This is a genomic window from Bradyrhizobium sp. MOS002, assembly GCF_003020115.1.
Taxonomy (GTDB): domain Bacteria; phylum Pseudomonadota; class Alphaproteobacteria; order Rhizobiales; family Xanthobacteraceae; genus Bradyrhizobium.
Window position 1 is genome coordinate 77,407 of record NZ_PYFX01000002.1, and the last position, 25,296, is coordinate 102,702.

Annotated in this window: 22 protein-coding genes; 13 read left to right on the plus strand and 9 right to left on the minus strand. The window is 64.5% G+C overall.

The genetic code is table 11. The features are described 5' to 3' along the window. Positions 1–109 precede the first annotated feature (109 nt). Positions 110–958 (plus strand): methyltransferase domain-containing protein, encoded by an 849-nt coding sequence (locus C7G41_RS05040; RefSeq protein ID WP_199198185.1) that lies wholly within the window; start codon positions 110–112, stop codon positions 956–958. A gap of 124 nt (positions 959–1,082) precedes the next feature. On the opposite strand, the gene C7G41_RS05045 is transcribed toward C7G41_RS05040, so the two are convergent. Further along, positions 1,083–1,493, minus strand: a complete 411-nt coding sequence (locus C7G41_RS05045; RefSeq protein WP_106941555.1) for a (deoxy)nucleoside triphosphate pyrophosphohydrolase — start codon at positions 1,491–1,493, stop codon at positions 1,083–1,085. Positions 1,494–1,632: 139 nt separating this feature from the next. Here C7G41_RS05045 and C7G41_RS05050 point away from each other — a divergent pair, with 139 nt between their 5' ends. Continuing rightward, a complete protein-coding gene (locus tag C7G41_RS05050) occupies positions 1,633–2,988 on the plus strand; it encodes a TadE/TadG family type IV pilus assembly protein (RefSeq protein ID WP_106941556.1) in 1,356 nt (451 codons plus the stop codon). A gap of 101 nt (positions 2,989–3,089) precedes the next feature. On the opposite strand, the gene argJ is transcribed toward C7G41_RS05050, so the two are convergent. Beyond that, entirely contained in the window at positions 3,090–4,331 is a 1,242-nt protein-coding gene (argJ, locus tag C7G41_RS05055; protein WP_106941557.1) for a bifunctional glutamate N-acetyltransferase/amino-acid acetyltransferase ArgJ, read from the minus strand. Positions 4,332–4,431: 100 nt separating this feature from the next. Next, complete coding sequence (locus tag C7G41_RS05060) at positions 4,432–5,349, minus strand: peptidylprolyl isomerase (protein ID WP_199198187.1); 918 nt, start codon at positions 5,347–5,349, stop codon at positions 4,432–4,434. 361 nt (positions 5,350–5,710) lie between these two features. Between C7G41_RS05060 and secA the strand changes: the two genes are divergently transcribed. Next, positions 5,711–8,551: a preprotein translocase subunit SecA gene (secA, locus tag C7G41_RS05065; protein WP_106941559.1), complete on the plus strand. Its 2,841-nt coding sequence runs from the start codon at positions 5,711–5,713 to the stop codon at positions 8,549–8,551. Positions 8,552–8,901: 350 nt separating this feature from the next. Here the strand turns inward: secA and C7G41_RS05070 are convergent, their stop codons facing one another. Beyond that, positions 8,902–9,336, minus strand: coding sequence for a MarR family winged helix-turn-helix transcriptional regulator (locus C7G41_RS05070; RefSeq protein ID WP_007599198.1), 435 nt, complete (start codon positions 9,334–9,336; stop codon positions 8,902–8,904). Between the two features lie 178 nt (positions 9,337–9,514). On the opposite strand from C7G41_RS05070, the gene C7G41_RS05075 reads away from it, so the two are divergent. The 7 genes from C7G41_RS05075 (at position 9,515) to C7G41_RS05105 (ending at position 17,019) form a co-directional block, all read left to right on the plus strand. Next, entirely contained in the window at positions 9,515–10,702 is a 1,188-nt protein-coding gene (locus tag C7G41_RS05075) for a substrate-binding domain-containing protein (protein ID WP_199198189.1), read from the plus strand. 164 nt (positions 10,703–10,866) lie between these two features. Next, positions 10,867–12,381: an amidase gene (locus C7G41_RS05080; protein ID WP_106942160.1), complete on the plus strand. Its 1,515-nt coding sequence runs from the start codon at positions 10,867–10,869 to the stop codon at positions 12,379–12,381. Between the two features lie 36 nt (positions 12,382–12,417). Next, on the plus strand, positions 12,418–13,275 hold the full coding sequence (locus tag C7G41_RS05085; RefSeq protein WP_106941561.1) for a branched-chain amino acid ABC transporter permease: 858 nt from the start codon (positions 12,418–12,420) through the stop codon (positions 13,273–13,275). A gap of 4 nt (positions 13,276–13,279) precedes the next feature. Next, positions 13,280–14,497: a substrate-binding protein gene (locus tag C7G41_RS05090; protein ID WP_106941562.1), complete on the plus strand. Its 1,218-nt coding sequence runs from the start codon at positions 13,280–13,282 to the stop codon at positions 14,495–14,497. Between the two features lie 6 nt (positions 14,498–14,503). Then, positions 14,504–15,610, plus strand: a complete 1,107-nt coding sequence (locus tag C7G41_RS05095) for a branched-chain amino acid ABC transporter permease (RefSeq protein WP_106941563.1) — start codon at positions 14,504–14,506, stop codon at positions 15,608–15,610. Next, on the plus strand, positions 15,597–16,331 hold the full coding sequence (locus C7G41_RS05100) for an ABC transporter ATP-binding protein (RefSeq protein ID WP_199198191.1): 735 nt from the start codon (positions 15,597–15,599) through the stop codon (positions 16,329–16,331). Before C7G41_RS05095 ends, C7G41_RS05100 begins: the two co-directional genes overlap by 14 nt. After that, positions 16,324–17,019, plus strand: a complete 696-nt coding sequence (locus tag C7G41_RS05105) for an ABC transporter ATP-binding protein (RefSeq protein ID WP_106941565.1) — start codon at positions 16,324–16,326, stop codon at positions 17,017–17,019. The genes C7G41_RS05100 and C7G41_RS05105 overlap by 8 nt, the downstream gene beginning before the upstream one ends. A gap of 188 nt (positions 17,020–17,207) precedes the next feature. On the opposite strand, the gene C7G41_RS05110 is transcribed toward C7G41_RS05105, so the two are convergent. The 4 genes from C7G41_RS05110 to C7G41_RS05125 all read right to left on the minus strand — a co-directional run bounded on the left by C7G41_RS05110 (position 17,208) and on the right by C7G41_RS05125 (position 21,540). Further along, positions 17,208–18,752, minus strand: a complete 1,545-nt coding sequence (locus C7G41_RS05110) for a murein L,D-transpeptidase family protein (RefSeq protein ID WP_245446453.1) — start codon at positions 18,750–18,752, stop codon at positions 17,208–17,210. A gap of 407 nt (positions 18,753–19,159) precedes the next feature. Next, positions 19,160–20,122, minus strand: a complete 963-nt coding sequence (locus C7G41_RS05115) for an acetyl-CoA carboxylase carboxyltransferase subunit alpha (protein WP_007599220.1) — start codon at positions 20,120–20,122, stop codon at positions 19,160–19,162. Between the two features lie 273 nt (positions 20,123–20,395). Next, positions 20,396–21,376 (minus strand): site-specific tyrosine recombinase XerD, encoded by a 981-nt coding sequence (xerD, locus tag C7G41_RS05120; protein ID WP_106941567.1) that lies wholly within the window; start codon positions 21,374–21,376, stop codon positions 20,396–20,398. Positions 21,377–21,393: 17 nt separating this feature from the next. Beyond that, the gene (locus C7G41_RS05125) at positions 21,394–21,540 is read right to left on the minus strand and encodes a hypothetical protein (protein ID WP_035669499.1); all 147 of its coding nucleotides are present in this window, start codon (positions 21,538–21,540) and stop codon (positions 21,394–21,396) included. A 184-nt stretch (positions 21,541–21,724) separates the two neighbouring features. Here C7G41_RS05125 and C7G41_RS05130 point away from each other — a divergent pair, with 184 nt between their 5' ends. Genes C7G41_RS05130 through C7G41_RS05140 form a run of 3 tightly spaced genes read left to right on the plus strand, consistent with a single transcriptional unit; the run spans position 21,725 to position 24,827 of the window. Next, a complete protein-coding gene (locus C7G41_RS05130) occupies positions 21,725–22,348 on the plus strand; it encodes a shikimate kinase (RefSeq protein WP_199198192.1) in 624 nt (207 codons plus the stop codon). Next, entirely contained in the window at positions 22,345–23,493 is a 1,149-nt protein-coding gene (gene aroB, locus C7G41_RS05135; protein WP_106941568.1) for a 3-dehydroquinate synthase, read from the plus strand. Before C7G41_RS05130 ends, aroB begins: the two co-directional genes overlap by 4 nt. A gap of 29 nt (positions 23,494–23,522) precedes the next feature. Beyond that, positions 23,523–24,827 carry an HlyC/CorC family transporter gene (locus tag C7G41_RS05140; protein ID WP_106941569.1) on the plus strand — a complete coding sequence of 435 codons (1,305 nt, stop codon included), beginning with the start codon at positions 23,523–23,525 and terminating at the stop codon, positions 24,825–24,827. A gap of 51 nt (positions 24,828–24,878) precedes the next feature. Here the strand turns inward: C7G41_RS05140 and C7G41_RS05145 are convergent, their stop codons facing one another. After that, positions 24,879–25,148: a BolA family transcriptional regulator gene (locus C7G41_RS05145; RefSeq protein ID WP_106942162.1), complete on the minus strand. Its 270-nt coding sequence runs from the start codon at positions 25,146–25,148 to the stop codon at positions 24,879–24,881. Positions 25,149–25,296: the final 148 nt, after the last annotated feature.

Sequence of the window (25,296 nt, forward strand, 5' to 3'; positions counted from 1 at the left end):
AGCAGGACTCTCGTGCCCCGGCTCTGCGGAGCGTCACGGCGTGCCGCACCGCGTCCGGGACACGAGAGAGGAGATTGCAATAACCAGCGCGATCGGCGTAACCAGCGGCATGGCTCAAGACCCGCAAACCCCGCCCGCTTTGTTCGACCGTGCTTTGCTGCACGCGCGACAGCGCCGCGCGCAGGCGCAAGGTGCCGTGAGCTTTCTGCTCGATCGAGTCGCCGAGGACATGTCCGACCGGCTGGCTGCGGTGATGCGGGAGTTTCACACAGCGGCCGATCTCTGGACGCCCGGTGAGGGTCTCGCGGTGCTGCGCGCGCGACTGCCCTCGATCGCGCGCATTGAGCTCGATGCGTCGGGCGCGGAGAAGCTGCCCTTTGCACCCGAAAGCCTCGATCTTGTGGTCTCGGCGCTGGCGCTGCAATTCGTCAACGATCTGCCGGGGGTGCTTGCGCAAATCCGTCGCGCGCTGAAGCCGGACGGCCTGCTGCTGGCGGCGATGATCGGCGGCGACAGCCTGACCGAGCTGCGTCAGGCTTTTGCCGCCGCCGAGGCCGAATGCGAGGGCGGCGTGTCGCCGCGCGTCGCACCGTTTGCCGATCTGCGCGACGTTGGTGCGCTGTTGCAGCGAGCAGGATTTGCGCTGCCGGTCACCGATGTCGACCGCGTCGTAGTGCGCTACGCCAACGCGTTCGCGCTGATGCAGGATATCAGGCGCATGGGCGCTGCCAATGTGCTGATCGAGCGGCGACGCACGCCGAGCCGGCGATCGACGCTGCTGCGGATGGCTGAAGTCTACGCGGAACGCTTTGCCGATGCCGACGGCCGCATCCGTGCGACATTCGACATCATCTGGCTCTCAGGCTGGGCCCCGCATGCGAGCCAGCAGCAACCGCTCAAGCCGGGCTCGGCGAAAGCGAGCCTGGCGGAGGCGGTGAAGAAGGCGGGGAAAGAGTGACGTCCCGGACGCGCTGCAGCGCCCTTGCGCTGCTGCACAGAGCCGGGACCCAGCTCTGTAGCCTTGGGCCCCGGCTCTGCCGCGCACCGCAAGAGCGCTGCGCTGCGTCCGGGGCACGCCTAACTCACATCAGCAGATCGATCAGATGCGGGATCAGCGGAATGTCCGCGGGCGGCATGGGATAGTCGCGCAGCTTGTTGGCGCGCACCCAGGCCAGGGTCTGGCCTTCGCGCGGCGTGACCTGTCCCTCCCAGCGCCGGCAGATGTAGAGCGGCATCAGGAGGTGAAAGGTTTCGTAGCCGTAGCTCGCGAATGTCAGCGGCGCCAGGCAGGGCTCGGCGACGGTGATGCCGAGCTCCTCGTGGAGCTCGCGGATCAGGCTCTGTTCAGGCCGCTCGTCGGGCTCACACTTGCCGCCGGGAAATTCCCAGAGGCCGGCCAGCGTCTTGCCCTCGGGGCGCTGCGCGATCAGGACGCGGTTGTCGGCGTCGACCAGCGCGCAGGCCACCACGAGCGTCAATTTGAGATCAGTCATGCCTGGAATGTCGCTCGCTGAAGGTCATTCGCAACGGTTCGTTAACCCTGTTAAGGCCCGTGTTTCCGAGGTCTCCATAAGTCATATTTAATCGGCGGTTCCTAGAGTGGAAGCGCTGAAACCATTCCGGGCCAGATCCATGCGCGCTGAGTGTCGTCCCATCTTCCGCCGGTTCCTCCACGACCGGCGCGGCAATGTCGCGGTGATCTTCGCAATCTGCTGCGTCCCCCTGATCACGTTCATCGGCAGCGCGATCGACTACTCCCGCGCGACGCAGGTCCGGGCGAAGCTTCAGGGCGCGGCTGACGCGGCCAGCGTTGGTGCGCTCGCCAAGGCATCGCCGGGGTTTGTCGCTGCGGGCTCGATGACCACGGACGGCACGATCACGGTCGGCGTCAACGACGCTCAGAAAATCTTCGATGCCAATCGCGCCAACCTGACCGGTTATACGCTCAACAGCGTTACCCCGACCGTCGTCAAGACCGGCTCGACCATCAACTCGACCGTCTCGTTCACCGCCACCATCAACACCATGTTTCTCGGCCTGATCGGCAAGACCACACTGACCATGAGCGGCACGTCGGCGTCGACGGCCAACATGCCGCTCTATGTCGACTTCTATCTCCTGCTCGACAATTCGCCGTCGATGGGTGTCGCCGCGACACCGGCTGACATCACGAATTTGCAGGGAAAGACGGGCGGATGTGCATTCGCCTGTCACGACACCACCAAGGCCGCCGGCACAAGTAACTACGACATCGCCAAGGCAAACGGCATCACGACCCGAATTGACGTGGTGCGCCAGGCGAGCGCGAACTTGATGGACACAGCCCAGAGCACGCAGACCTATTCGAACCAGTTCAGGATGGCGATCTACGATTTCGGCGCTTCGTCAGCGACGATCGGATTGAGAAATCTGTTCGCGCTCTCGTCGAGCCTGAGCTCCGCCAAGACTGCGGCGGGAAACATCGACCTGATGGCGGTTGCCGGTCAGAATGACGTGTATACTATCGACAAAGATACTCCCTTCACCACTATTTTTCCCGCGATCAATAGCGCAATCGCCTCGCCGGGAGCCGGCACATCCGCGTCACCGCTGAAATATCTATTTTTCGTATCCGATGGGGTCGCTGACGAAGCCAACTCGGGCTTGACGATGTGCAGCGTCTCGTCTTCTTCGTATCCTCTCGCGTCATCGAACCGCTGTCAGTCGCCGATCAATCCGGCGCTCTGCACGACCCTCAAGAACCGTGGGATCAAGATCGCGGTGCTGTACACGACATACCAACCGCCTATTGACGGCTGGTACAACACATGGATATCGCCCTTTAACCCCGGGCCGTGGGGGCCGTCACCGAACAGCAAGATTGCGCAGAACATGGAGAGCTGCGCTTCGCCGGGATTCTATTTCGAGGTTAGCCCCACCCAGGGCATTTCGGAAGCGATGAACGCGCTGTTCAAGAAGGCACTCGCGGATGCGCGGATCTCGGGGTGAGTTGGATCAAAGCTCTCTCACCGTCACCCTGAGGCGGCCGCTTCTTCAGCGGCCCTCGAAGGGCGACGGTCCGGCAGGATGACGGTAGGCAGCCGTAGACTCTACGACCTGTAATCCCCGTTGATCGCGACATACTCCTTGGTGAGGTCGCAGGTCAGCACGCGGTCGCGGCCCTTGCCGAGGCCGAGCGAGACCTTGATCGCGATCTCCGGCGCCTTCATCGCTTCCGACACCTGCGCCTCGTCATAGGACGGATCGCGCGCGCCGTTCTTGGCGACGCGGATGCCGTTGAAGGAGATCGAGAGCTTGTCGCGGTCGGCCGGCTCTCCAGCCTTGCCGACCGCCATCACCACGCGGCCCCAATTGGCGTCTTCGCCGGCGATTGCGGTCTTCACCAGCGGCGAGTTCGCGATCGACATCGCGATCTTGCGCGCCGAAGCCTTGGTCTTGGCGCCCTCGACGGTGATCTCGACCAGCTTGCGCGCGCCTTCGCCGTCGCGGGCCACCTGCTCGGAAAGATTGGCGAGCACCTGATTGAAGGCCTTGACGAAGGCTTTCAGGCGCGGGTCGCTGGCGCGGCTGATCTTCGGCGCGCCGTGTTCTGCAGCAGCGCCGGTGGCGAAGGCCAGCAGCGTATCCGAGGTCGAGGTGTCGCCGTCGATCGTGACCGCGTTGAACGTGTCCTCGACGCCGCTCTTGAGCAGCGCCTGCAGCGCGGCAGGCGCGATCGGTGCGTCCGTGAAGATGAAGGACAGCATCGTCGCCATGTCTGGGGCGATCATGCCGGCACCCTTGGCCATGCCGTTGATCGTGACCTTGGCCTTGCCGAGCTTCACGGTCGCGGTCGCGACCTTCGGGAAGGTGTCGGTGGTCATGATCGCCTTGGCGGCCGCCAGATAATCGCCGGCCTCGGCGGTTTCCGCGAGCCGACCGAGCACGCCGTCGAACTTGGTCGCGTCCAGCGGCTCGCCGATCACGCCGGTCGAGGCCAGGAAGATTTCGCCCGCGGTGCAGCCGACGGCTTTGGCCGCAATCCTGGCGGTCAGCGCGGTGGAGCTGCGACCGGTCTTGCCGGTAAAGGCATTGGCGTTGCCGGAATTGACCACCAGCGCGCGCGCCTTGCCGCCCTTCAGCTTGGCGCGGCACCATTCCACCGGCGCGGAGGGGCATTTCGACTTGGTGAAGACGCCTGCGACCGCGGTGCCCTTGTCCATCACCGCCAGCAGCACGTCGGTGCGGTTCTTGTAGCGGATGCCGGCCTCGGCCGTCGCGAGACGGATTCCCGCAATGGTGGGCATGTCGGGAACGTTCTTCGGGGCGAGGGGAGAGACGGAGGAGGACATCGCGGGCGCCTTGATGGGGTCTGGATATGCAGATGGCCGGGCGATGCCCGGCCATTGCGACGTTAGATAGCCTCGGCGTCACCGAAGTGACAGCGAATTCTTACTTCTTCGCGGGCGGCGCCATCTTGCTGTCGGAAGGCTTGGCCGCATCAGCCGGCTTGGCGTCCTTAGCCGCATCCGCCGGCTGGTCCAGCCGCTCGACCTTGGCTTCGGCGCGCAGCTTGGCGACGTAGTCGGCCTGGGCCTTGCGGGTGACATATTGCTCGATCTGCGCCTTGACCTGCTCGAAATCAGGCGCCTTGCGGCTGCGCTTTTCCTCGACCTTGATGACGTGCCAGCCGAACTGCGACTTCACGGGATCGGAGATCTTGCCCGGCTCGAGCGCGAAGGCGACCGCCGAGAATTCCGGCACCATCTGCTCCTTGGTGAAGAAGCCCAGGTCGCCGCCGTCGGCCGAGCCCGGATCCTTGGACTTCTTCTTGGCGAGCTCGGCGAAATCGGCGCCCTTGTCGAGCTCGGCCTTCACCGCCTTGGCCTCGTCCTCGGTCTCGACCAGGATGTGGCGGGCGTGCACTTCCTGCTCGCCGGTAATCTGCTTGGAGGCCTCCTCGTAGACCTTTTTCATGGCATCCGGGGTGGTGGCGGCCTTGCCCTCGCCGGCGAGCAGGCTGTCCATCAGCAGGCGGTTGCGGGCGAACGCGAGGCGCTTCTTGAACTCCTCGCCGTCGGCTAGCTTCTTGTCCTCGGCGGCCTTGCCGACGATCTTCATGTCGATCAGGAAGGACAGGACGTTCTCGTCCTTGGTCGCCGGGTCCATCTGGGCGAGGCTCGGCCCGAGTTCCTCTTCGGCCATGGCGACGTCGCTCTTCTTGATTTCCGCGCCATTGACCTTCGCCAGCACCGGATCGTCGGCAGCCCGGCCGGGACCCGCGATCAGCGCCAGCGCAAGGCAGCCCACGAGGGCGGTGGCGAGGCCGAAGCGCAGGCCGGTTTTGGTTACCGGGAACGAGGTGGTCATGGAAAATCCTTTTGTTGAAGCAGGGGGCTGCTCGAGCGGGGCGGACACTCGCCCAATTCAGGGGGCCTTGGCAACGCGAAAAGTCTGTCAAAATGATGAATTAGCCGCAATGCACCCGCCGTTGACAAGGCCCTGACCGGGCCATATCTCTGCCCGGTCGCGTCCATGCGATGGCGTTTATTTTGCTGCGTTTTTGGCCGTTGAACCCAGACTTGCCCAACTCCCACCCATATGGCGGATGGACCCTCCGCAGTCCGGGCTCCGGCGCCCAGCAGGCGTCACGGTGAGTTGATAGGCAGGCGGGTCACAACCTCTTGGCTGCAACGCGAACGCGGTTGAATCGCGAACACAGGAACTAAGCATGATCGGCGCGCTCGCCCGCAAGTTTTTCGGCTCCGCCAACGACCGGCGGGTGAAGGGATATCAGTCCCGCGTCAACGCGATCAACGCGCTGGAGCCCGAGGTCTCGAAACTCTCCGACGAGGCCCTCAAGGCCCGCACCGCCGAGTTCAGGCAGCAGCTCGCCGAGGGCAAGACCCTGGACGAGCTGCTGGTCCCCGCTTTCGCCACGGTCCGTGAAGCCGCCAAGCGCACGCTCGGCCAGCGCCATTTCGATGTCCAGCTGATCGGCGGCATGGTGCTGCACGAGGGCGACATCGCCGAGATGAAGACCGGCGAAGGCAAGACCCTGGTCGCAACGCTCGCGGTCTACCTCAACGCGCTCGCCGGCAAGGGCGTCCACGTCGTCACCGTCAACGACTACCTCGCCCGCCGCGACTCCGGCTGGATGGGCCAGATTTACGGCTTCCTCGGCCTGACCACCGGCGTGATCGTGCACGGCCTCGACGATTCCGAGCGCAAGACGGCCTATGCCTGCGACATCACCTACGGCACCAACAACGAATACGGCTTCGACTATCTGCGCGACAACATGAAGTACCGGCTCGAGGACATGGTCCAGCGGCCGCACTTCTACGCGATCGTCGACGAAGTCGACTCCATCCTGATCGACGAAGCGCGCACGCCGCTGATCATCTCCGGCCCGCTCGACGATCGCTCCGACTTCTACAACACCATCGACGGCTTCCTGCCCAAGCTCGACAAGTCCGACTACGACGTCGACGAGAAGCAGCGCACGGTGACGCTGACCGAAGCCGGCATGGAGAAGATCGAGACGCTGCTGCGCGATGCCGGCCAGCTCAAGGGCGAGTCGCTCTACGACGTCGAGAACGTCTCTGTCGTGCACCACATCAACCAGGCGCTGCGCGCCCACACGCTGTTCACGCGCGACAAGGACTACATCGTCCGCGACGACGAGGTCATCATCATCGATGAGTTCACCGGTCGCATGATGCAGGGCCGCCGCTATTCCGAAGGCCTGCATCAGGCGCTGGAAGCCAAGGAGCACGTGCAGGTCCAGCCCGAGAACCAGACGCTGGCCTCGATCACCTTCCAGAACTATTTCCGGATGTACGAAAAGCTCGCCGGCATGACCGGCACGGCGCTGACCGAAGCCGACGAATTGTTCGACATCTACAAGCTCGAGGTCGTGGAAATCCCGACCAATCTGCCGGTCGCCCGTCTCGACGAGGACGACGAGGTCTATCGCACCCAGAACGAGAAATACGCCGCGATCCTGGCCGAGATCGAGCGCGCCAATGCGCGGCTGCAGCCCGTGCTGGTCGGCACCGCCTCGATCGAAAAATCGGAAGTGATCGCCGAATATCTCAAGAAGCACGGCTATCGGCAGATCGATTTCGGCAACGAAAATTCGATGCAGAAGCTGTACGCCGCGGCTCGCGCCGGCAAGCCGGCAAAGCTGTTCGCTGTGCTGAACGCACGCTTCCACGAGCAGGAAGCCTACATCGTCGCGGAAGCCGGCGTCCCCGGCGCGATCACGATCGCGACCAACATGGCCGGCCGCGGCACCGACATCAAGCTCGGCGGCTCGCTGGAAATGCGCATCCAGCAGGAGGCGGCTTCGATCGAGGACGAGGCCGAGAAGGCCTTGAAGATCGAGCAGATCAAGGCCGACATCGAGCACTTCCGCGACATCGTGCTGAAAGCCGAGGAAGAGGTCGAGATCGAGCCGGCGAAGGGTTCGAAGCCCGCCAAGACCGTGAAGAAGCCCGGCGGCCTCTACATCATGGGCTCCGAACGCCACGAATCCCGCCGCATCGACAACCAGCTCCGCGGCCGATCCGGCCGTCAGGGCGACCCCGGCCGCTCGAAATTCTTCCTGTCGCTGGAAGACGATTTGATGCGCATCTTCGGCTCGGATCGCCTCGACAGCATGCTGCAGCGTCTCGGCCTGCAGGAGGGCGAGGCCATCATCCATCCCTGGATCAACAAGGCCCTCGAAAAGGCACAGCAGAAGGTCGAGGCGCGCAACTTCGACATCCGCAAGAACCTGCTCAAGTTCGATAACGTCCAGAACGACCAGCGCAAGGTGATCTTCGACCAGCGCATCGACCTGATGAAGGACGACAGCGTCGCCGAGACCGTCGCCGACATGCGCCACGCCTTCATCGACGACCTCGTCGCCAAGCACGTGCCCGAGCATGCCTATGCCGAGCAGTGGGACGTCACGGGCCTGAAGGAAGAGCTGAAGCGCGTGCTCGATCTCGACTTGCCGATCGAGGATTGGGCCAAGGAAGAGGGCATCGCCGACGAGGAGTTGCTCACGCGCATCGAGAGCCGAGCCGACGAGCACATGGCGGCCAAGGTCGGGCAATGGGGTCCCGACGTGATGCGTTACGTCGAGAAGACCATTTTGCTGCAGACGCTCGACCATCTCTGGCGCGAGCACCTGATCATGCTCGACCATCTGCGCCAGGTCATCGGCCTGCGCGGCTACGGCCAGCGCGATCCGTTGCAGGAGTACAAGACCGAAGCGTTCAACCTCTTCCAGGAGATGAGCGCGCATCTGCGCGAGGCCGTCACGGCGCAGCTGATGCGGGTCGAGATCGTGCCGCCGGAGCAGGAAGCCCCGGTGCTGCCGCCGATGGAAGCGCACAAGTTCGACCCGAATACCGGCGAGGACGAAATGGCGCTCGCCAACGTCACGCTCGGCGCGCAGGCCACCGACGCGGCGTTGCGCGATCCCAAGAACCCGGCAAGCTGGGGCAAGATCGGCCGCAACGAGGATTGTCCGTGCGGCTCGGGCAAGAAGTACAAGCACTGCCACGGGCGGTATGCCTAGCGATGAGGTGTGAGGTGCGACGTCGGTGCCTCACCCTCAGCTGTCGTCGCCCGGTTTAGCCGGGCGACCCAGCACGCCGCGGCTTCTCGGTTCAATCACATCGGTCTCTGGAATACTGGATCGCCCGATTAAATCGGGCGATGACGGCTGAGTATGGGGTGCGCGTATCCCACCACATCGTCGTCCCGGCGAAGGCCGGGACCCATAACCACAGGATTGAGTTTGGCGACGACTGATCGTTGCGCGTCTTCGCACGGTACGACGTCCGCGCGCCTTCGATAGAGTCCGCGGTATGGGTCCCGGCCTTCGCCGGGACGACCGTGTTGAGACAGCTTAGCTAAACGCACCACTCAATTCGAGCTGTCGATCAAGCTTTCCAGCAGCCGCTTCAATTCGCTCGTCGACTTGTCGCCGTAGCTCTCCAGGATGTGCTCTTCCTGGTCGACCGCGAGCGAGTTGAGCTTCTTGCTCAGCACCTTGCCGCGATCGGAGATGAACATCAGGACCTTGCGGCGATCGTTCGGGTCCTGCACGCGGTAGACCAGCGTGTCCGAGACCATGCGGTCGATCATCTTGGTCAGCGTCGGATGGTTGAGCAGCACGGCATCCGCCAGCTCGCCCATCGAATGGCCGTTGCCATCCGACAGCACTTTCAGGATCCGCCACTGCTCGACGGGCACGCCTTCCTTGCTCAGGCGAAGTTCCAGCTGCCGGTTGATCTCCCGGTTGGCTTGCGCGAGCAGATAGGCGAGGTGTTCGGTGATCGGGGTGTTCGGTTTTGCCACGGCTAAGACTTCGTCTTGACCCAAATGAGTGAATGTCTTGCAATCGATGCTGCATCTATATGCACTTCAATTCTTGAATATTCAATATTTTCAAAATAGGATATTGCTCAACAAAAGGGCGGGTGCCGCGGCCGCCCGCTGAATGAGCTTTCAAGTCTGGTATCAGACAGGAGTTGGCGTGCGCGCGACGGTAAACTTCCCGGCTCACGGCGGTCCGGCGTTACCGCCGTCCTTGCTGTTCAGGAATCTGTCGCCCGCGGCAGCGGATTTCGACCTGTCGCCGGTTGACGCGCATTTCATGAAGCGCCGCGGTGCACACAACAAGCTCCGCGTCGGCGGCTTTATCTGTTGCAGCGGCTCGCCCGGCGTTTGGGGCCCGTGCGCCACAAGCAGTGCGCAGCTCGCCGTCGCCGAGATCAACAAGCGCGGCGGCATCCTCGGGCGCGAGATCGAACTTTCGATTTACGACGCCGGCGGCCCGCTCGACGAGATTCTGAGCCGCGCCGAGCAGGCGATCGCTTCGGATGAGATCGATCTCATCGTCGGACTGCATACCAGCGCGGTGCGTGTGGCGCTGCGGGAGGTCACCACCCGCCACCGCATCCCCTACATCTACACGCCCGTCTACGAGGGCGGCGAGCAGACGCCGGGTGTCATGGCGATCGGCGAGACACCGCGCTGGCAGAGCCGCCCCTCCATCCACTGGCTCGCCGACGTCAAGAAGGCGGCGCGCTGGTACCTGATCGGCAGCGACTATGTCTGGCCCTGGCAGTCGCACCGCGCGGTGAAGCGCTACATCAAGGAGGCCGGCGGCCATGTCGTCGGCGAAGAGTTCGTTCCCCTCGGCGAAGACAACCACGAGCCGCATCTGGAGCGCATCCGTGCCGCGAGGCCGGACGTCGTCCTGACTTCGTTGATCGGCACCGACAGCATCACGTTCAATCGCGCGTTCGGCGAATGCGGCCTCGGCGCCACGACGCTGCGGCTGGCCGGAGCGATGGACGAGACCGTGCTGCTCGGAATCGGCGCCGACAACAGCGAGAATCTGTTCTGCGCCTCCGGCTATTTCCCCGGCATCGGATCGCGGGCCAACGACGACTTCCAGAGCCGCTATCGCGCGATGTTCGGACCGAACGGGCCCCCGATCGGCTCGCTCGGTCAATCCAGCTATGAGGGGCTGCGCTTCCTCGAGGCCGTGGCGAACAAGGCGGGCACGTTGGCGATGGGGCCCATGCTCGCGGCCGGCCGCAACATCGTCTATGGCGGCGCGCGCGGCCCCGTCACCGTCAGGAACGGTCACACGCGGATGCAAATGTATCTCGCCGCGGCGGATGGCCTCGATTTCAAGCTGATCAAACCGATCTGATGCCGGCGCGGCGATCCGCACCCGCCCGAAATTCAAAATAATACTTGAAAAGGAAAATATTTCCGTCTGTAATATCGACGCGAAGCCGGCCGACCGGCGCCATGCAGGCGCAACCGGACGGCTTCCGTCCAATGCCAGGGATCAAGAAACTTCAGGAGAGCGCCGTGACAGTTGTCCTTCCCACGCCCGCCCAACTTCGCAGCGTCGCCGAGCAGTGCGGCCTCGCCCTGTCCGATGACGATGTCGCCTCGTTCCGCGGCCTGATGCAGGGCTCGATCGAAGCCTATAATCTCGTCGGAGCCATGCCGGACGAGGTGCCGGAGGTCAAATATCCGCGCACGCCCGGCTATCGGCCCTCGCCGGAAGAGAACCCGCGCAACGCCTGGTATCGCAAGTCGACCGTGAAGGGTGCGGCGAGCGGCAAGCTCAAGGGCAAGACGGTCGCCCTGAAAGACAACATCATGCTCGCCGGCGTTCCCATGATGAACGGCTCGGCGACGCTCGAAGGCTACGTCCCCGATTTCGACGCCACCATCGTCACGCGCATGCTCGATGCCGGCGCCGAGATCGCCGGCAAAGTCCATTGCGAATCCTTCTGCATGTCCGGCGGCAGCCACACCAATGCGGTCGGCGCCGTCCACAATCCGCACAAGATGGGCTATTCGGCCGGCGGCTCGTCGTCAGGCTCAGGCGTCGTGGTCGCGCTCGGCGAGGTCGACATGGCGATCGGCGGCGACCAGGGTGGCTCGATCCGCATGCCGTCCTCGTTCTGCGGCACCTATGGCATGAAGCCGACCTGGGGACTCGTGCCCTACACCGGCATCATGCCGATCGAGATCTTCGTCGACCACACCGGTCCGATGACGGCGACCGTCGCCGACAACGCACTGCTGCTCGAAGTGCTCGCCGGTGACGACGGCTACGATCCGCGCATCAAGGCGCCGAAGGTCGAGGAATACACCAAGGCGCTCGGCCAGGGCGTCAAGGGCATGAAGATCGGCATCCTCAAGGAAGGGTTTGAGCAGGCGAACGCCGAGTCTGCGGTGAACGAAAGCGTCCGGGGGGCTGCCAAGCGCTTCAAGGATCTCGGCGCCACCGTGGAGACTGTCTCGATCCCGATGCACCTGATGGGCCCCGCGATCTGGACGCCGATCGGCACCGAGGGCATGACCCAGACCATGATGTATGGCGACGGCTATGGCCTCAGCCGGTCTGACCTCTACTCGACCACGCTGATGGATTTTCACCGCGGCTGGCGCCGGCAGGCGGATTCGCTGTCCGAGACCACAAAGCTCTTCCTGCTGCTCGGCACCTACATCAACAACAATTTCGGTCCCCGCTACTACGGCAAGGCGCTGAACATCTCCCGCCGCCTGACCGCAGCCTACGACAAGGCCTTCAAGGACTACGATCTCCTGCTCTTGCCGACCACGCCCATGAAAGCGACGAAACTGCCGGAGCCGACCGCCAGCCGCGAGGACTATGTCGCCCGCGCGCTGGAGATGATCTCCAACACCGCGCCGTTCGACATCACCCATCATCCCGCGATGTCGCTGCCCTGCGGCATGGTCGACGGTCTGCCCGTCGGCCTGATGCTGGTCGGCCGCATGTTCGAGGAATCCACCATCTACCGCGCCGCCCACGCCTTCGAGCAGATCGGCGACTGGAAGAAGATGTGAGTCAGGGGCTCATGCAGACGGACGGAACAGCATCGCATGGCTAACGCGTTCGTCGCGGCGTTCGAGATCCTGAGCTTTGGCGCGATCATCGTCCTGATCGTGCTGGGGCTCGGGATCATCGCCAGCATGATGGGCATCTTCAACTTCGCGCAGGGCGAGTTCGTCCTGCTCGGGGCCTACATCACTTATCTCGCCTATGCCAAGGGCCTGCCGATCTGGGCCGGCATGGTCGCCGCGCCCTTCGCCGTCGGCGCACTTGGCTTCGTGCTGGAGGCGCTGATCATCCGACGCTTCTACGCCGCCCCCATCGTCGCCATGCTCGGCACCTATGCGCTCGGCTTGATCATCCGCGAATCCGTGCGCGGCCTGATCGGCGGCTTCTATCTCACCGTGCCGGAGCCGATCGGCGGCTCGATCGACATCGGCGCCATGCACATCTCGGCCTGGCGCTTCACCATCATCGTCATCACGGCGCTGGTGATGGGCGGCTGCTATCTGCTGCTGGCGCGCACCAGCTTCGGCCTGCGCGTGCGCGCCACGCTGGAAAATCCGTCGCTGGCACGCGCCTCCGGAATCTCCACACCGCTGATCTACGGCGCCACCTTTGCGTTCGGCGCGGCACTTGCCGGCCTTGCCGGCGCGCTGATCGTGCCGGTGTTCAGCCTGTTCGCCGATCTCGGCCTGCGCTTCCTGATCCAGGGCTTTGTCGCGGTCATGGTTGGCGGCGTCGGCTCCTTCATCGGGCCGGTCGCGGGCGCCGGCCTCATCGGCACGCTCAGTGCCGCGCTGCCCTGGGTGATGGCGCCCGTCGTGGCCGATGTTCTCGTCTTCGTTCTCGCCATCGTCTTCATCAAATTCCGGCCGCAGGGCCTCATCGCTGGAAAAGGGGTTTAGTCACATGTCCGATCGTACTCAGCTCTCCCGCCGCCGCTTCCTCTCGAATTTCGCCTTTGCCTCCGGGGCGGTCGCAACCGGCGTCGGCAGCTGGGTGATCCCGGCGCCCTGGGCCAATGCGGCCGAAGCTCCGATCAAGGTCGGCATCGCCACCGACCTCACCGGGCCGATCGCCTACGCCGGCAATGCCGACGCCAACGTCGCGAAGATGGTGATCAAGGAGATCAACGCCGGCGGCGGTCTGCTCGGCCGCCCGCTCGAGCTCTATATCGAGGACACCGCCTCGAACGAATCCGTCGCTGTCGGCAACGTCCGCAAGCTGATCCAGCGCGACAAGGTCGACATGGTGCTGGGCGGCATCACCTCGTCGATGCGTAACGCAATCAAGGACCCGATCGTCGCGCGCGGCAAGACGCTCTACATCTATCCGCAGCTCTACGAAGGCAAGGAGTGCACGCCCTATCTGTTCTGCACCGGGCCGACGCCGGCGCAGCAGTGCGACGACTTCATTCCCTGGCTGATCAAGAACGGCGGCAAGAAGTTCGCGCTGCCGAGCGCCAACTATGTCTGGCCGCACACGCTCAACGTCTATGCCCGCAAGGTGATCGAGGCCAACGGCGGCGAGGTCGTGTTCGAGGAATACTATCCGCTCGACCAGGTCGACTTCTCCTCGACCGTCAACCGCATCATCTCCAACAAGGTCGATGTCGTCTTCAACACCGTCATTCCGCCGGGCGTCGGCCCGTTCTTCAAGCAGCTCTACGAAGCCGGCTTCCTCAAGAACGGCGGGCGGCTGGCCTGCGTCTACTATGACGAGAACACGCTCAACATCAATCAGGCGGCCGAGATCGAGGGTCTCGCCAGCTGTCTCGATTATTTCAAGGTGCTGACCAAGGAGAACCCGTTCGACGCAAAAATCCAGGCGGCCTACGAGAAGGATTTTCCGGGCAACTTCCTGTTCGCCGCCGGCAGCGCCGCCACCGGCACCTATCGCGGCCTGAAGCTGTGGGAAGCCGCCGTCAAGGAAGCCGGCAAGATCGACCGCGAATCGGTCGCTGCCACACTCGATCACGCCAAGATCGCCGAAGGTCCCGGGGGACCTGCCGAGATGGTGCCGGGCAAGCGGCACTGCAAGATGAAGATGTACACCGCGGTCGCCAAGGGCGGGAATTACGAGATCGTCGGACGCAGCGACGGGCTCGTCGATCCCAAGGAATGCTGAGGCGGAATGCGGAAGTCGATGAGCGCAGCGAAACAGGCGATCCCCGCCGACATCGGCGGGGAGGCGGTCGTCGCAATGGCTGAGCACGGGTCAGCGAAGCAAGCCGCTCCGGGACGGAAGATCCTACCGATCGTAGAGGGCGTCGTGCTCGTCGCGGCGCTGGTCGCGCCGCTGCTGCTGCAGGACTACCTCACGGTGTTCGCGACGCGGGTGATCATCCTCGCGCTGTTCGCGCTGTCGTTCGACCTCGTGTGGGGTTATGCCGGCATCATGAGCTTCGGCCAGGCGCTGTTTTTCGGCTCGGCCGGCTATGGCGTGGCGCTGCTCGCGCGCGACCTCGACATCACCAACATCTTCCTGGTGCTGCCCGCGGGCACCATCATCGGGCTGACCTTCGCGCTGCTGCTCGGCGGCTTCCTGCTGCTGGGGCGGCATCCCTCCAGCGTGATCTTCGTCTCGCTGGGCACGCTGACCGGCTCCTACGCGGCCGACCGGCTCGCGCGCGGCTGGTACTATCTCGGTGGCCAGAACGGCATCCCCTCGATCGCGCCGATGACGGTAGGTAGCTACGAGTTCTCGGAAGGGCCGCCCTTCTATTATCTCGTGCTCGGCATTCTGGTCGTGGTCTATCTCCTCTGCCGTTTTCTGGTGCGCTCGCAGTTCGGGTTGGCGCTCGCGGGATTGCGCGAGAACGAGCAGCGCATCGCCTTCTTCGGCTACAAGGCGCAGCACCTCAAGGCGATCATCTTCGCGATCGGCGGCGCGGTGGCGGGTCTCGCCGGCAGCCTTTACGCCTTCCACGAGGGTTTCGTCTGGCCCAACATGGTCGGCGTCGTCGTGTCGACGCAAGTCGTGCTCTACGTCCTGTTCGGCGGCTCCGGCACGCTGATCGGCGCCGTCATCGGCGCTGTCATCGTCGAGGGCGTCAGCTTCTGGCTCTCGGACAATTATCGCGAGGTCTGGCCGATCATCCTTGGCGTGCTGCTGCTGCTCGTGATCCTGTTCCGGCCGCTCGGCCTGATCAGTTTCGTGCTCGGCGAACGCGAGCGGGTCGGCAGTTTTGGTGGCAAGTCCAAGGCGACCGAAAAGGAGAAGCGCGATGCCGCTCCTTGAAGCCACCGGCGTCAAGAAGATCTTCGGCAAGCTCACCGCGCTCGATGGCGCCGCGCTGACCGTCGGCGAGAACGAGTTTCATGGCCTGATCGGCCCGAACGGCTCCGGCAAGAGCACGCTGATGAAGTGCATTGCCGGCGCCGAGGTGCCCACCCAAGGCAGGGTCTCCTTCGTCAACACCGACATCACCGCATTCACGCCGACCGAGCGTGCCCGCGCCGGCATGAGCCTGAAATTCCAGATCACGTCGGTGCTGCCGACCCTGACGCTGTACGACAACATCCTGCTCGCGTTGCAGGCGCAGTCCTCGCTGTTCGATCTCGTGTTCTCGCGCACCCGCGTCGCGCTGCATGACCAGGTCATGACCATGCTGACGCAATTCCGGCTTGCCGACCGCGCTTTCGACGCGGCCGCAGCGCTGTCGCACGGCCAGCAGCAATGGCTGGAAATCGCGATGGCGCTTGCCTGCAAGCCGAAGCTTCTGCTGCTGGACGAACCGACCGGCGGCATGAGCCTGGAGGAGCGCCGCGTCACCGGCGAATTGCTTCAGCCGATCAAGAAGCATTGCTCGCTGGTCATCGTCGAGCACGACCTCGATTTCATCCGCGACATCTGCGATCGCCTCACCGTGCTCGACCAGGGCAAGGTGCTGGCGTCCGGCACGGTGTCCGAGATCCAGGCCAACAAGGCCGTCCAGGAGATCTATTTGCGCCGTGCCTGAATTTTTGGACATCAAGCACCTCGACGCCGGCTATGGCCGCAGCCAGGTCCTGTTCGACGTCAACCTCGGCATTCCCTGGCGCGGCGGTGTCGCCGTGCTGGGCCGCAACGGTGCCGGCAAGACCACGCTGATGAAGACCATCGTTGGCGAGCTGCCGGCGTGGAAGGGCGAGGTCGCCTTCGACGGCCGCGACATCAGTCGCCGCGCGACCCAGGAGCGGGTACGCGCCGGGATCGGCTACGTCCCGCAGGAGCATTCCGTATTCGCGCGCCTGTCGGTGCGCGACAATCTCGCGGTCGGCTCGCTCGCGAGCAGGAAGGCCGACGCCGTCGACCACGTGCTGACCATCTTCCCGAAGCTCGGCCAGCGCCTCGACCAGCCCGCCGGCACGCTTTCCGGCGGCGAGCGCAAGATGCTCGCCATCGGCCGCGCCATGTTGGGCGATCCAAAGCTACTTCTGCTCGACGAGCCGACCGAAGGCGTCTGGATCGGCGTGATCGAGGAAATCACCGAGCGCCTGATCGAACTCGCGAAAACCATCGCCGTCATCATCGTCGAGCAGCACCTCGACCTCGCACTCCGCGTCGCCGATTACGCCTACGTGCTGGACCGCGGCCGCGTCGCGCTGCAAGGCCAGGCAGGCGAGGTGAGGGGCAATCCGGAGCTGCTGCGGTATCTGGCGCCGTAGGGATGCGGCGTGAGGCGCGCCGCTCTAACCCCGACCTCAAATGTCATGCCCCGCGAAGGCGGGGCATCCAGTACGCCGGGGCTTCTCGATTAAAACGACTGTGTCTGGGATACTGGATTCCCCGCCTTCGCGGGGAATGACAGCGTCAAGCCAGGATGGAGCGGAGTGAACGAGCGGCAGTCGTCGTCTTACTTCACCGCCCCGAACCGGCTGTCGAACGAGTTCGACGACACCACCGGCGCGGCGCCCATGATCTGCGTCGCTTCGCCCGCGCCATCCGACACCGACGGCTTCAGCGCCGGGCGCGTTGCGGCGAGGCGCGTATCCGGTTTCGGCGGCTCGACGGGCTTGGCGGCGGCGACAGCCGGCTTCGGCGCGTCCTTCGCTGCATCCTTGGACGTGTCGCGACCCGGCACGAACCGGGTCACTGCGGCCTTCAGCCTCGACGCTGCGGTCGGCGGCGTCGTGGGCGTCGCGGCCGGGGCGACGGATGCTGTGGCCTGCGGCGGAGGCGTGGTCGCCGTGGCGTCGGCGTTGCCCATGCCCATTTTGCGGCCGAGATTCGAGAAGAAGCCGGATTTCTCGGGCGGAGCTGCGGTGGCGACGCGGGTGTTGGCGGCGGGCGCGCTGACGGCGACGACGGGCTCTTCCTGCGGCGAGGGCGCGGCTGCATCGAGATTCGGCTTCGGCGGATTGACGTGTCCCGGGATCGTGCCCGGCGCCTTCGCCATAGCCAGCATCTGCAGCGTGGTGCCTTCGGCGCCCTCCGACAGCCCGGTCGAGCCTTCCGGAATCTTCGCGGCGAAGATCTTGTTCATGCCGCCGTCGATGCCGGTGTTCATGCGCGCGACGGGCGTGCCGCGCGAAACCAGCTTGTTGTACTCCGCCTGGTCGCGCTGGTCCTTCTCGCGCACGGCGCTGACGATGTCCTCGGGGATCACATAGACCGGACATTTCGCGGACGCGTCGAACACCGGATCGCGCTTGGCGTCGGGCGGCTTCGCTGCGTCGAAGACGTACTTCTTCTCGCAGAAATCGACCTTCGGCTCCTGCCGCGTCACCTCGAAATGATCATAGCCTTCCTTGATCATCTTCCAGAACGGCATGTTCGGGTTGTTCCGGTGCTTGGCCATGTTCACCGGCGTCATCTTGAACGGATAGGCCTGCAGCTGGAACGCCTTCTGGCCGCCGAAGAAGGACTCGCGCCCGAGCGAATAGATCTCGGCGATCTGCTCGTCCGTCATCGCGTAGCAGCCGCGCGACGAACAATCGCCATGCACCATCAGCTGCGAGCCGCTGCGGCCCAAGGCCTTGTCGAACGCGTTCGGATAACCCGTGTTGAACGACAAATAGTAGGCCGACTGCGGATTCATCTGGCCCGGATTGATCGAGTAGAAACCTTCCGGCGCCTGGCGGTCGCCTTCGCGCACCTTCGGGCCGAGGTCGCCCGACCAGCGACAGATCGGATAGGTCTTGAGCAGCGCGAACTGGCCGTTGCGGGTCTGCTTCCAGACCTCGAGTTCGGCCTCCTGCTTGAACAGGCGCACCAGAATCGGTGATTGCAGATCCATGTTCTTCTCGACCATCGCGGCGAGAAGTTTCGGCGGCACCGGCTGGTTGGCCTTGGCATTGGTCGCAAGCGAAACCTGGTCGGTGTCGCACCCGGCCAGCACAAAGCTGGCGGCAAGCGCCACCGAAACCAAAAACGCGCGAGCAAGCGAACGAGAAATCAAGATGGACCCCACACCGGCCAGAGCATCGCGCGCAAACCCCAATCTTGAAGCATGATCCGACCGGAGACCCGGACCCGTCGCGACGGGCTTTTTCGCAATCACGCTCCAGCGCTTGTGCCCTGAAGCCATTGATTAAAATTCTAACCTCTGGGTCATGTGGTCGCAACCCGAACGGGGATCACGAGCCCGTTGGCCCAAAGGCGTGGTCAACGAAGACTTAAACTGGGCCCTAACTGGGGCCTTGCGGCCAAACCAGTACTGAGATCGCTGATTTGGGCAAAAAAAGGGTTAACGCGGGGTTACCGGGGGCCTACGGGGCGGTTTGGCCGGCAAACTCAGTGTCGTCCTGGCTTTCGCCAGGACGTCGGCGGAGGGTGACGCGTCCGACGGGCCCCAAACCGCCCGAATCAGCCCAGTTTCCGGCCGATATCGAGGAATTTCTGCCGCCGATGCTTGCGGATGGCGTCTCCGTCCAGGCCCCGGAGCTCGTCAAAGGCCTTGGCGATGGCATCGCCCGTGGTGGCGATCATGGCGGCGGGGTCGCGATGGGCGCCGCCGACCGGCTCTTTCAGGATGCTGTCGATCACGCCGAAGCGGAGCATGTCCTGGGCGGTGATCTTCATGTTGTTGGCGGCTTCCTGCGCCTTGGAGCCGTCGCGCCAGAGGATCGAGGAGGCCGCTTCGGGCGAGATCACGCTGTAGATCGCGTGCTCCAGCATCAGGACCTTGTTGGCGGTGGTGATGGCGATGGCGCCGCCGGACATGCCCTCGCCGGTGATGATGGCGACGTTCGGCACGGTCAGCGCCATGCAGGCATCGGTGGAGCGCGCGATCGCCTCGGCCTGGCCGCGCTCTTCCGCGCCGATGCCGGGATAGGCGCCGGCGGAATCGGCGAGCGACAGCACCGGCAGGCCGAACCGCTCGGCCATCTCCATCAGCCGTACGCATTTGCGATAGCCCTCGGGCCGCGCCATGCCGAAATTATGCTTGATGCGGCTCTCGGTGGAATCGCCCTTTTCCTGGCCCATCACGCAGATGGCCTCGCCGCGGAAGCGGCCGAAGCCGGCCACCAGCGCCTCGTCCTCACCGAACTTGCGGTCGCCGGCGAGCGGGGTGAACTCGGTGATCAGGCCCTTGATGAAGTCGTTGAAATGCGGCCGCTGCGGATGCCGCGCGACCAGCGTCTTCTGCCACGGCGTCAGGTTCAGATAGAGGTCGGCCATCGCCTGCGCCGCCTTGTCCTCGATCCGCCCGATCTCCTCGGCGATGTCGCTGCCGGAGGCCGCAAGCGTCCGCAATTCATCGAGCTTGGAATCGAGCTCGGCGACGGGCTTTTCGAAATCGAGATAGCTGCGCATCTGGTCTGGCATCAACTCAATATAGGGAGGACGGGGCGAGGCGGCGAAGCGGATTCGATGTCGCGGAAAGAAGTGTAGGTTCATCAATGAGTTGGCCTGTGTGCTCGCAAGAGGCGCAGGCCAAATCATCGTGAGGTCCCGGCTCTTTCTGCGGAGATGTGGCCGAAGTCAAGGCGGTTTCAGCTGTGGTCCGTAGCCCGGATGGAGCGCAGCGTAATCCGGGAAGGTCTTCCGCGAGGTGAGAACCCCGGATTACGCTGCGCTCCATCCGGGCTACGGCGACAACTACTTCTCCGCCAGCGGGTGCAGGTCGCGGACCAGGCTCTTCAGCCGCTCCTCGACCACGTGGGTGTAGATCTGGGTCGTCGAGATGTCGGTGTGGCCGAGCAGCGTCTGCACGATGCGCAAATCGGCCCCGTTGTGAAGCAGGTGGCTGGCGAAGGCGTGGCGCAGCACGTGGGGGGAGACCAGCCGGGCCTGGAGACCTGAAGCGACCGCGAGATCCTTCAGGTCGCGGGCAAAATGCTGCCGCGTCAGATGTCCGCTCTCGCCGAACGAGGGGAATAACCATTTCGAGGCCGCCGCGCTGCTCTTCTTGTCCGTCTTGTTGTCCTTTGCGGCCTCCGTCGCCGCGAGATAATCGGCCATCGCCTGGCGCGAGGCCTCGTTGAGCGGCACCAGCCGTTCCTTGTTGCCCTTGCCGCGCACCACGATCATGCGGGCGTCGCGCTTCGCAGCCGTGCGCGGCAGCGCCACCAGTTCGGAGACGCGCAAGCCGGTGGCGTAGAGCACCTCGAGCAGGCAATAGAGTCTCAGGGCGCGCAGCCGTTTCGAGGGCGAGGCATCCTCCGCCTCGCTCAATTCCTTGGCGCGGCGGAGCATGCGATCGACATCCGCGATCGACAGCACTTTCGGCAGGCCGCGGCCGCGCTTGGGGCCGGACAGGATCGCCGCGGGATCGTCGGTTCTGATGCGTTCGTTCAGGAGGAAGCGATAGAGATGCCGCATCGCCGACAGCCGTCGCGCGACGCTGGTGGACTTGAAGCCGCGCGTGTCGAGATCGGCAAGATAGTCGCGCAGCGTCTGTGTTTCCGCGTCCGCAAATGCATGGCCGACGCGGCCGAGAAACTCGGAGAAGTCGGTGAGATCGCGGCGATAGGCATCGAGCGTATTGGCACCGGCGCCCTGTTCCGCCGCGAGCATGTCGAGGAACAGGCCGGTGAGTTTTGTGTCTGAGGGCTTGCTGGCGAAAGATCTGGCACGCATGCCCGGCAGCCTAGCTCCTATTTCTTGAGAAACTTATCCGGCGGGATCGTCACCGTCATTTCCCGCGGCTTGGGATTGACGAAGTTCGCCAGCGCGAAGACCACGCCATAGACGATGCCGGCGATCACGGCGACGACCGTCAGGAAGCGGAACAGGCTGGGCATCGGCAGGATCTCGGAGAGGGTCTCGGTCAGGGGCTTGGCGGGCAAATTAACCAATGAAATCATCCAACACGTTCGCCGTTTCGTGGCAAGAGTCCTCTGGCGAGGCCCCCTTTGGGGTCGTATAGGTGGCCAAAGGATGCCGCCTTTGGCGGCAGATCGAGCGAGACCCAATCGAGCGAGACCAATGCCCGACGCCGCGTTGCCGATCCAAGCTTCGCCCGAGGCCGACATCCTGTCGGCGCTGGGGGCGCGCTCGATTGTGCTCGTCGGCATGATGGGGGTGGGCAAATCCACCATCGGCCGCCGCCTGGCTCTCCGGCTCAAGCTGCCCTTCGTCGATGCCGACACCGAGATCGAGGCGGCGGCCGGCATGACCATACCAGAAATCTTCGAGCGCCACGGTGAGCCGCATTTCCGCGACGGCGAGGCCCGCGTGATCGCGCGTCTGCTCGACGGCGGTCCCATCGTGCTGGCGACCGGCGGCGGCGCCTTCATGCGCGAGGAGACGCGGGGCCGTATCGCGGCGAAAGCGATCTCGATCTGGCTCAAGGCCGATCACGATGTCATCATGCGCCGCGTGCGCCGGCGCGCCGACCGTCCGCTGCTCCAGACCGCCGATCCCGAAGGAACCGTGACGCGGCTGCTCACCGAGCGGGAGCCGGTCTACGGCCATGCCGACCTCACCATCGCCTCGCGCGACGTGCCGCACGACAAGATCGTCGATGAGACCATCGAGACGCTGCGCGCGCATCTTTGCGGCGAACAGGCGTCCCCGCCACCAGCCGACGTCGCGAGTGCCGCACGATGACCGCGCCTTTGAAACATTCCGATCCCGTCAACGTCGAGGTCGCGCTGGAGAATCGCGCCTACGACATCGTCATTGGCCGCGGTGTGCTGGCCTCGCTCGGCGAACGGGTCGCGCGTTTACGTCCCGGCGTGCGCACCGCGATCGTGACGGATCGCACCGTCGCGAAATACTGGCTCGAACCCGCCGAGGCCTCGCTCGCAGCCAGCGGCATTCCGTCATCGCGCATCGTCGTCGCGGAAGGCGAGATCTCCAAGACCTATGCCGGTCTCGAAAAGGTCAGCGAAGCCCTGATTGCCGCGAAAATCGAGCGCAACGATCTCGTCATCGCGCTCGGCGGCGGCGTGGTCGGCGATCTCGCTGGCTTTGCGGCGGCGATCCTGCGCCGCGGCGTCGACTTCGTGCAGGTGCCGACCTCGCTGCTGGCGCAGGTCGATTCCTCCGTCGGCGGCAAGACCGGCATCAACTCGCCGCAGGGCAAGAATCTGCTCGGCGCCTTCCATCAGCCGGTGCTTGTGATCGCCGACACCGCCGTGCTCGACACGCTGTCGCCGCGGCAATTCCGCGCCGGCTATGCCGAAATCGCCAAATACGGCGTGCTCGGTGACGAGGCCTTCTTCGCCTGGCTCGAGAAGAACCATTCCGACATCTCCAAAGGCGGTTCGGCGCGCGAGCATGCGATCGCGACCTCCTGCCGCGCCAAGGCCGGCGTCGTCTCGCGCGACGAGCGCGAGACCGGGGAGCGCGCGCTGCTCAATCTCGGCCATACGTTCGGCCATGCGCTGGAAGCCGCGACCGGCTTCTCCGACCGCCTCTTCCACGGCGAGGGCGTTTCGATCGGCATGACGCTAGCGGCGCAGTTTTCCGCGAAGCTTGGCATGATTGGCGACGCGGACGCTGCGCGCGTCGAGCGCCACCTGATCGAAGCCGGCCTGCCGACGCGCCTGCAGGATATCGCGGGCTTCGCGCAGGAGGGGCTTGCCGATGCCGACGCGCTGATGGCGCTGATGGCGCAGGACAAGAAGGTCGTGCGCGGCAGGCTCACCTTCATCCTGCTGGAGGCCGTCGGGCGCGCCGTCGTTGTGAAGGACGTCGAGCCGGCTCCGGTGCGCGACTTCCTGAAGGACAAGCTCGCCCACAAGGCGTGACACGCGGTTGAACTTCTATTGAGTGGTTCATGGACTGGCTGGGATTCACCATCGTCATTCTCTGCCTGCTCGTCTCCGGCTTCTTCGCCGCGAGCGAGACCGCGCTGACCGGCGCCTCGCGCGCCAGCATGCTGCGGCTCTCCAAGCAGGGTAATCGCGACGCCGACGTGGTCTCGCAGCTGCTCGACATGCGCGAGCGCCTGATCGGCGCGCTGCTGCTCGGCAACAACATCGCCAATATCAGTGCATCCGCACTGGCCACCAGCATCTTCACCGCATGGTTCGGCGACGTCGGCGTGCTCTATGCCACCGGCTTGATGACCGCACTGGTCGTGATCTTCGCCGAGGTGCTGCCCAAGACCATCGCGATCAACGCGCCCGACCGCATGGCGCTCGCGGTGGCGCGCCCGATGCGGCTGACGATGTACGTGCTGGGGCCGCTGCTGCGGATCGTGGAAGTCATCGTGCGGCTGTTGATGCGCCTGTTTGGCCTTGCCGGCGAGCACCAGGCGATCCTGTCGCCGACCGAGCGTCTGCGCGGTGCGGTCGATCTGCTGCATCATGAAGGCAAATTCGAGAAGCAGGACCGCGACATGCTCGGCGGGCTGCTCGATCTGCGCGAGCTCCAGGTCTCCGACGTCATGATCCATCGCACCGAGATGACGATGATCAACGCCGACCTGCCGCCGGAGGATCTGGTGCGCGAGGTGCTGGCGGCCGAATACACCCGCATCCCGCTGTGGCGCGAGAAGCCGGAAAACATCATCGGCGTGCTCCACGCCAAGGATTTGCTGCGCGCGATCCGCGCGGCCGACGGCGACACCTCGCGCATCGACGTCTCCACCATCGCGCTGCCGCCGTGGTTCGTGCCGGAGATGCGGCCCGTCTCCGAGCAGCTCAAGGCGTTCCGCCGCCGCAAGACCCATTTCGCCCTGGTCGTCGACGAGTACGGCGAAGTTGAAGGTCTCGTGACGCTGGAAGACATTCTGGAAGAGATCGTCGGCGACATCTCCGACGAGCATGACGTCGTGGTCGCGGGCGTGCGCGCCCAGCCGGACGGCTCGGTCGTCGTCGACGGCTCGGTGCCGATCCGCGACCTCAACCGCGCCATGGACTGGCACCTGCCCGACGAAGAGGCAACGACGGTCGCCGGCCTCGTCATTCATGAGGCGCGCTCGATCCCCGACCGCGGCCAGAGTTTCACCTTTCACGGCTTCCGCTTCCGCGTCCTCCGCCGCGAACGCAACCGCATCACCGCGCTCCGTATTTCACCGGTGCCGCGCGAGACGGAAATGGAGGAAGCCAAGCGGCGGCGGGCCGGGACGTCGTTTTGATTCCTCGGTCATTCCGGGTTCGGCTCTTCGAGCCGCCCCGGAATGACCAAGCTAATTTTCTCCCGGCGCTTGCGCGTGGATCGCCAGCGCGTGCACGCTGCCGGAGAGTTCCGCGGCCAGCGCTGAATTTATCATGCGGTGGCGATCGACCCGGCTCTTCCCTTTGAAGGCGGAAGACACAATATAAACGCGGAAGTGCGTCTCGCCGCTCGGCCGATGGCCGGCGTGGCCCTCATGCAAATGTGACTCGTCGACGACTTGCAGGCTTTCCGGCGTGAAAGCTTCCTGCAACTTGTTGCTGATAGTGTCTCTGATGGCCATCTGGGTCATTACGGTGCGAGATCGCTCTCCGTATTGCATAGGCCGCCTCCGGCGGCCGTTCAAGGACGCCTCAGCATAGCTTCGGCTGTGCTTTTCAGCTAATTGCAATGTCAAGACTTGAAGGTTTTTGCATTGCGTAGTCAAAGTC

Bases quoted from the DNA above. Each gene is read 5' to 3' on its own strand.
- C7G41_RS05040 (WP_199198185.1), top strand. From the start codon at position 110: ATGGCTCAAGACCCGCAAACCCCGCCCGCTTTGTTCGACCGTGCTTTG.
- C7G41_RS05045 (WP_106941555.1), bottom strand. From the start codon at position 1,493: ATGACTGATCTCAAATTGACGCTCGTGGTGGCCTGCGCGCTGGTCGAC.
- C7G41_RS05050 (WP_106941556.1), top strand. From the start codon at position 1,633: ATGCGCGCTGAGTGTCGTCCCATCTTCCGCCGGTTCCTCCACGACCGG.
- argJ (WP_106941557.1), bottom strand. From the start codon at position 4,331: ATGTCCTCCTCCGTCTCTCCCCTCGCCCCGAAGAACGTTCCCGACATG.
- C7G41_RS05060 (WP_199198187.1), bottom strand. From the start codon at position 5,349: ATGACCACCTCGTTCCCGGTAACCAAAACCGGCCTGCGCTTCGGCCTC.
- secA (WP_106941559.1), top strand. From the start codon at position 5,711: ATGATCGGCGCGCTCGCCCGCAAGTTTTTCGGCTCCGCCAACGACCGG.
- C7G41_RS05085 (WP_106941561.1), top strand. From the start codon at position 12,418: ATGGCTAACGCGTTCGTCGCGGCGTTCGAGATCCTGAGCTTTGGCGCG.
- C7G41_RS05090 (WP_106941562.1), top strand. From the start codon at position 13,280: ATGTCCGATCGTACTCAGCTCTCCCGCCGCCGCTTCCTCTCGAATTTC.
- C7G41_RS05095 (WP_106941563.1), top strand. From the start codon at position 14,504: ATGCGGAAGTCGATGAGCGCAGCGAAACAGGCGATCCCCGCCGACATC.
- C7G41_RS05100 (WP_199198191.1), top strand. From the start codon at position 15,597: ATGCCGCTCCTTGAAGCCACCGGCGTCAAGAAGATCTTCGGCAAGCTC.
- C7G41_RS05115 (WP_007599220.1), bottom strand. From the start codon at position 20,122: ATGCCAGACCAGATGCGCAGCTATCTCGATTTCGAAAAGCCCGTCGCC.
- xerD (WP_106941567.1), bottom strand. From the start codon at position 21,376: ATGCGTGCCAGATCTTTCGCCAGCAAGCCCTCAGACACAAAACTCACC.
- C7G41_RS05125 (WP_035669499.1), bottom strand. From the start codon at position 21,540: ATGCCCAGCCTGTTCCGCTTCCTGACGGTCGTCGCCGTGATCGCCGGC.
- C7G41_RS05130 (WP_199198192.1), top strand. From the start codon at position 21,725: ATGCCCGACGCCGCGTTGCCGATCCAAGCTTCGCCCGAGGCCGACATC.
- aroB (WP_106941568.1), top strand. From the start codon at position 22,345: ATGACCGCGCCTTTGAAACATTCCGATCCCGTCAACGTCGAGGTCGCG.
- C7G41_RS05140 (WP_106941569.1), top strand. From the start codon at position 23,523: ATGGACTGGCTGGGATTCACCATCGTCATTCTCTGCCTGCTCGTCTCC.
- C7G41_RS05145 (WP_106942162.1), bottom strand. From the start codon at position 25,148: ATGGCCATCAGAGACACTATCAGCAACAAGTTGCAGGAAGCTTTCACG.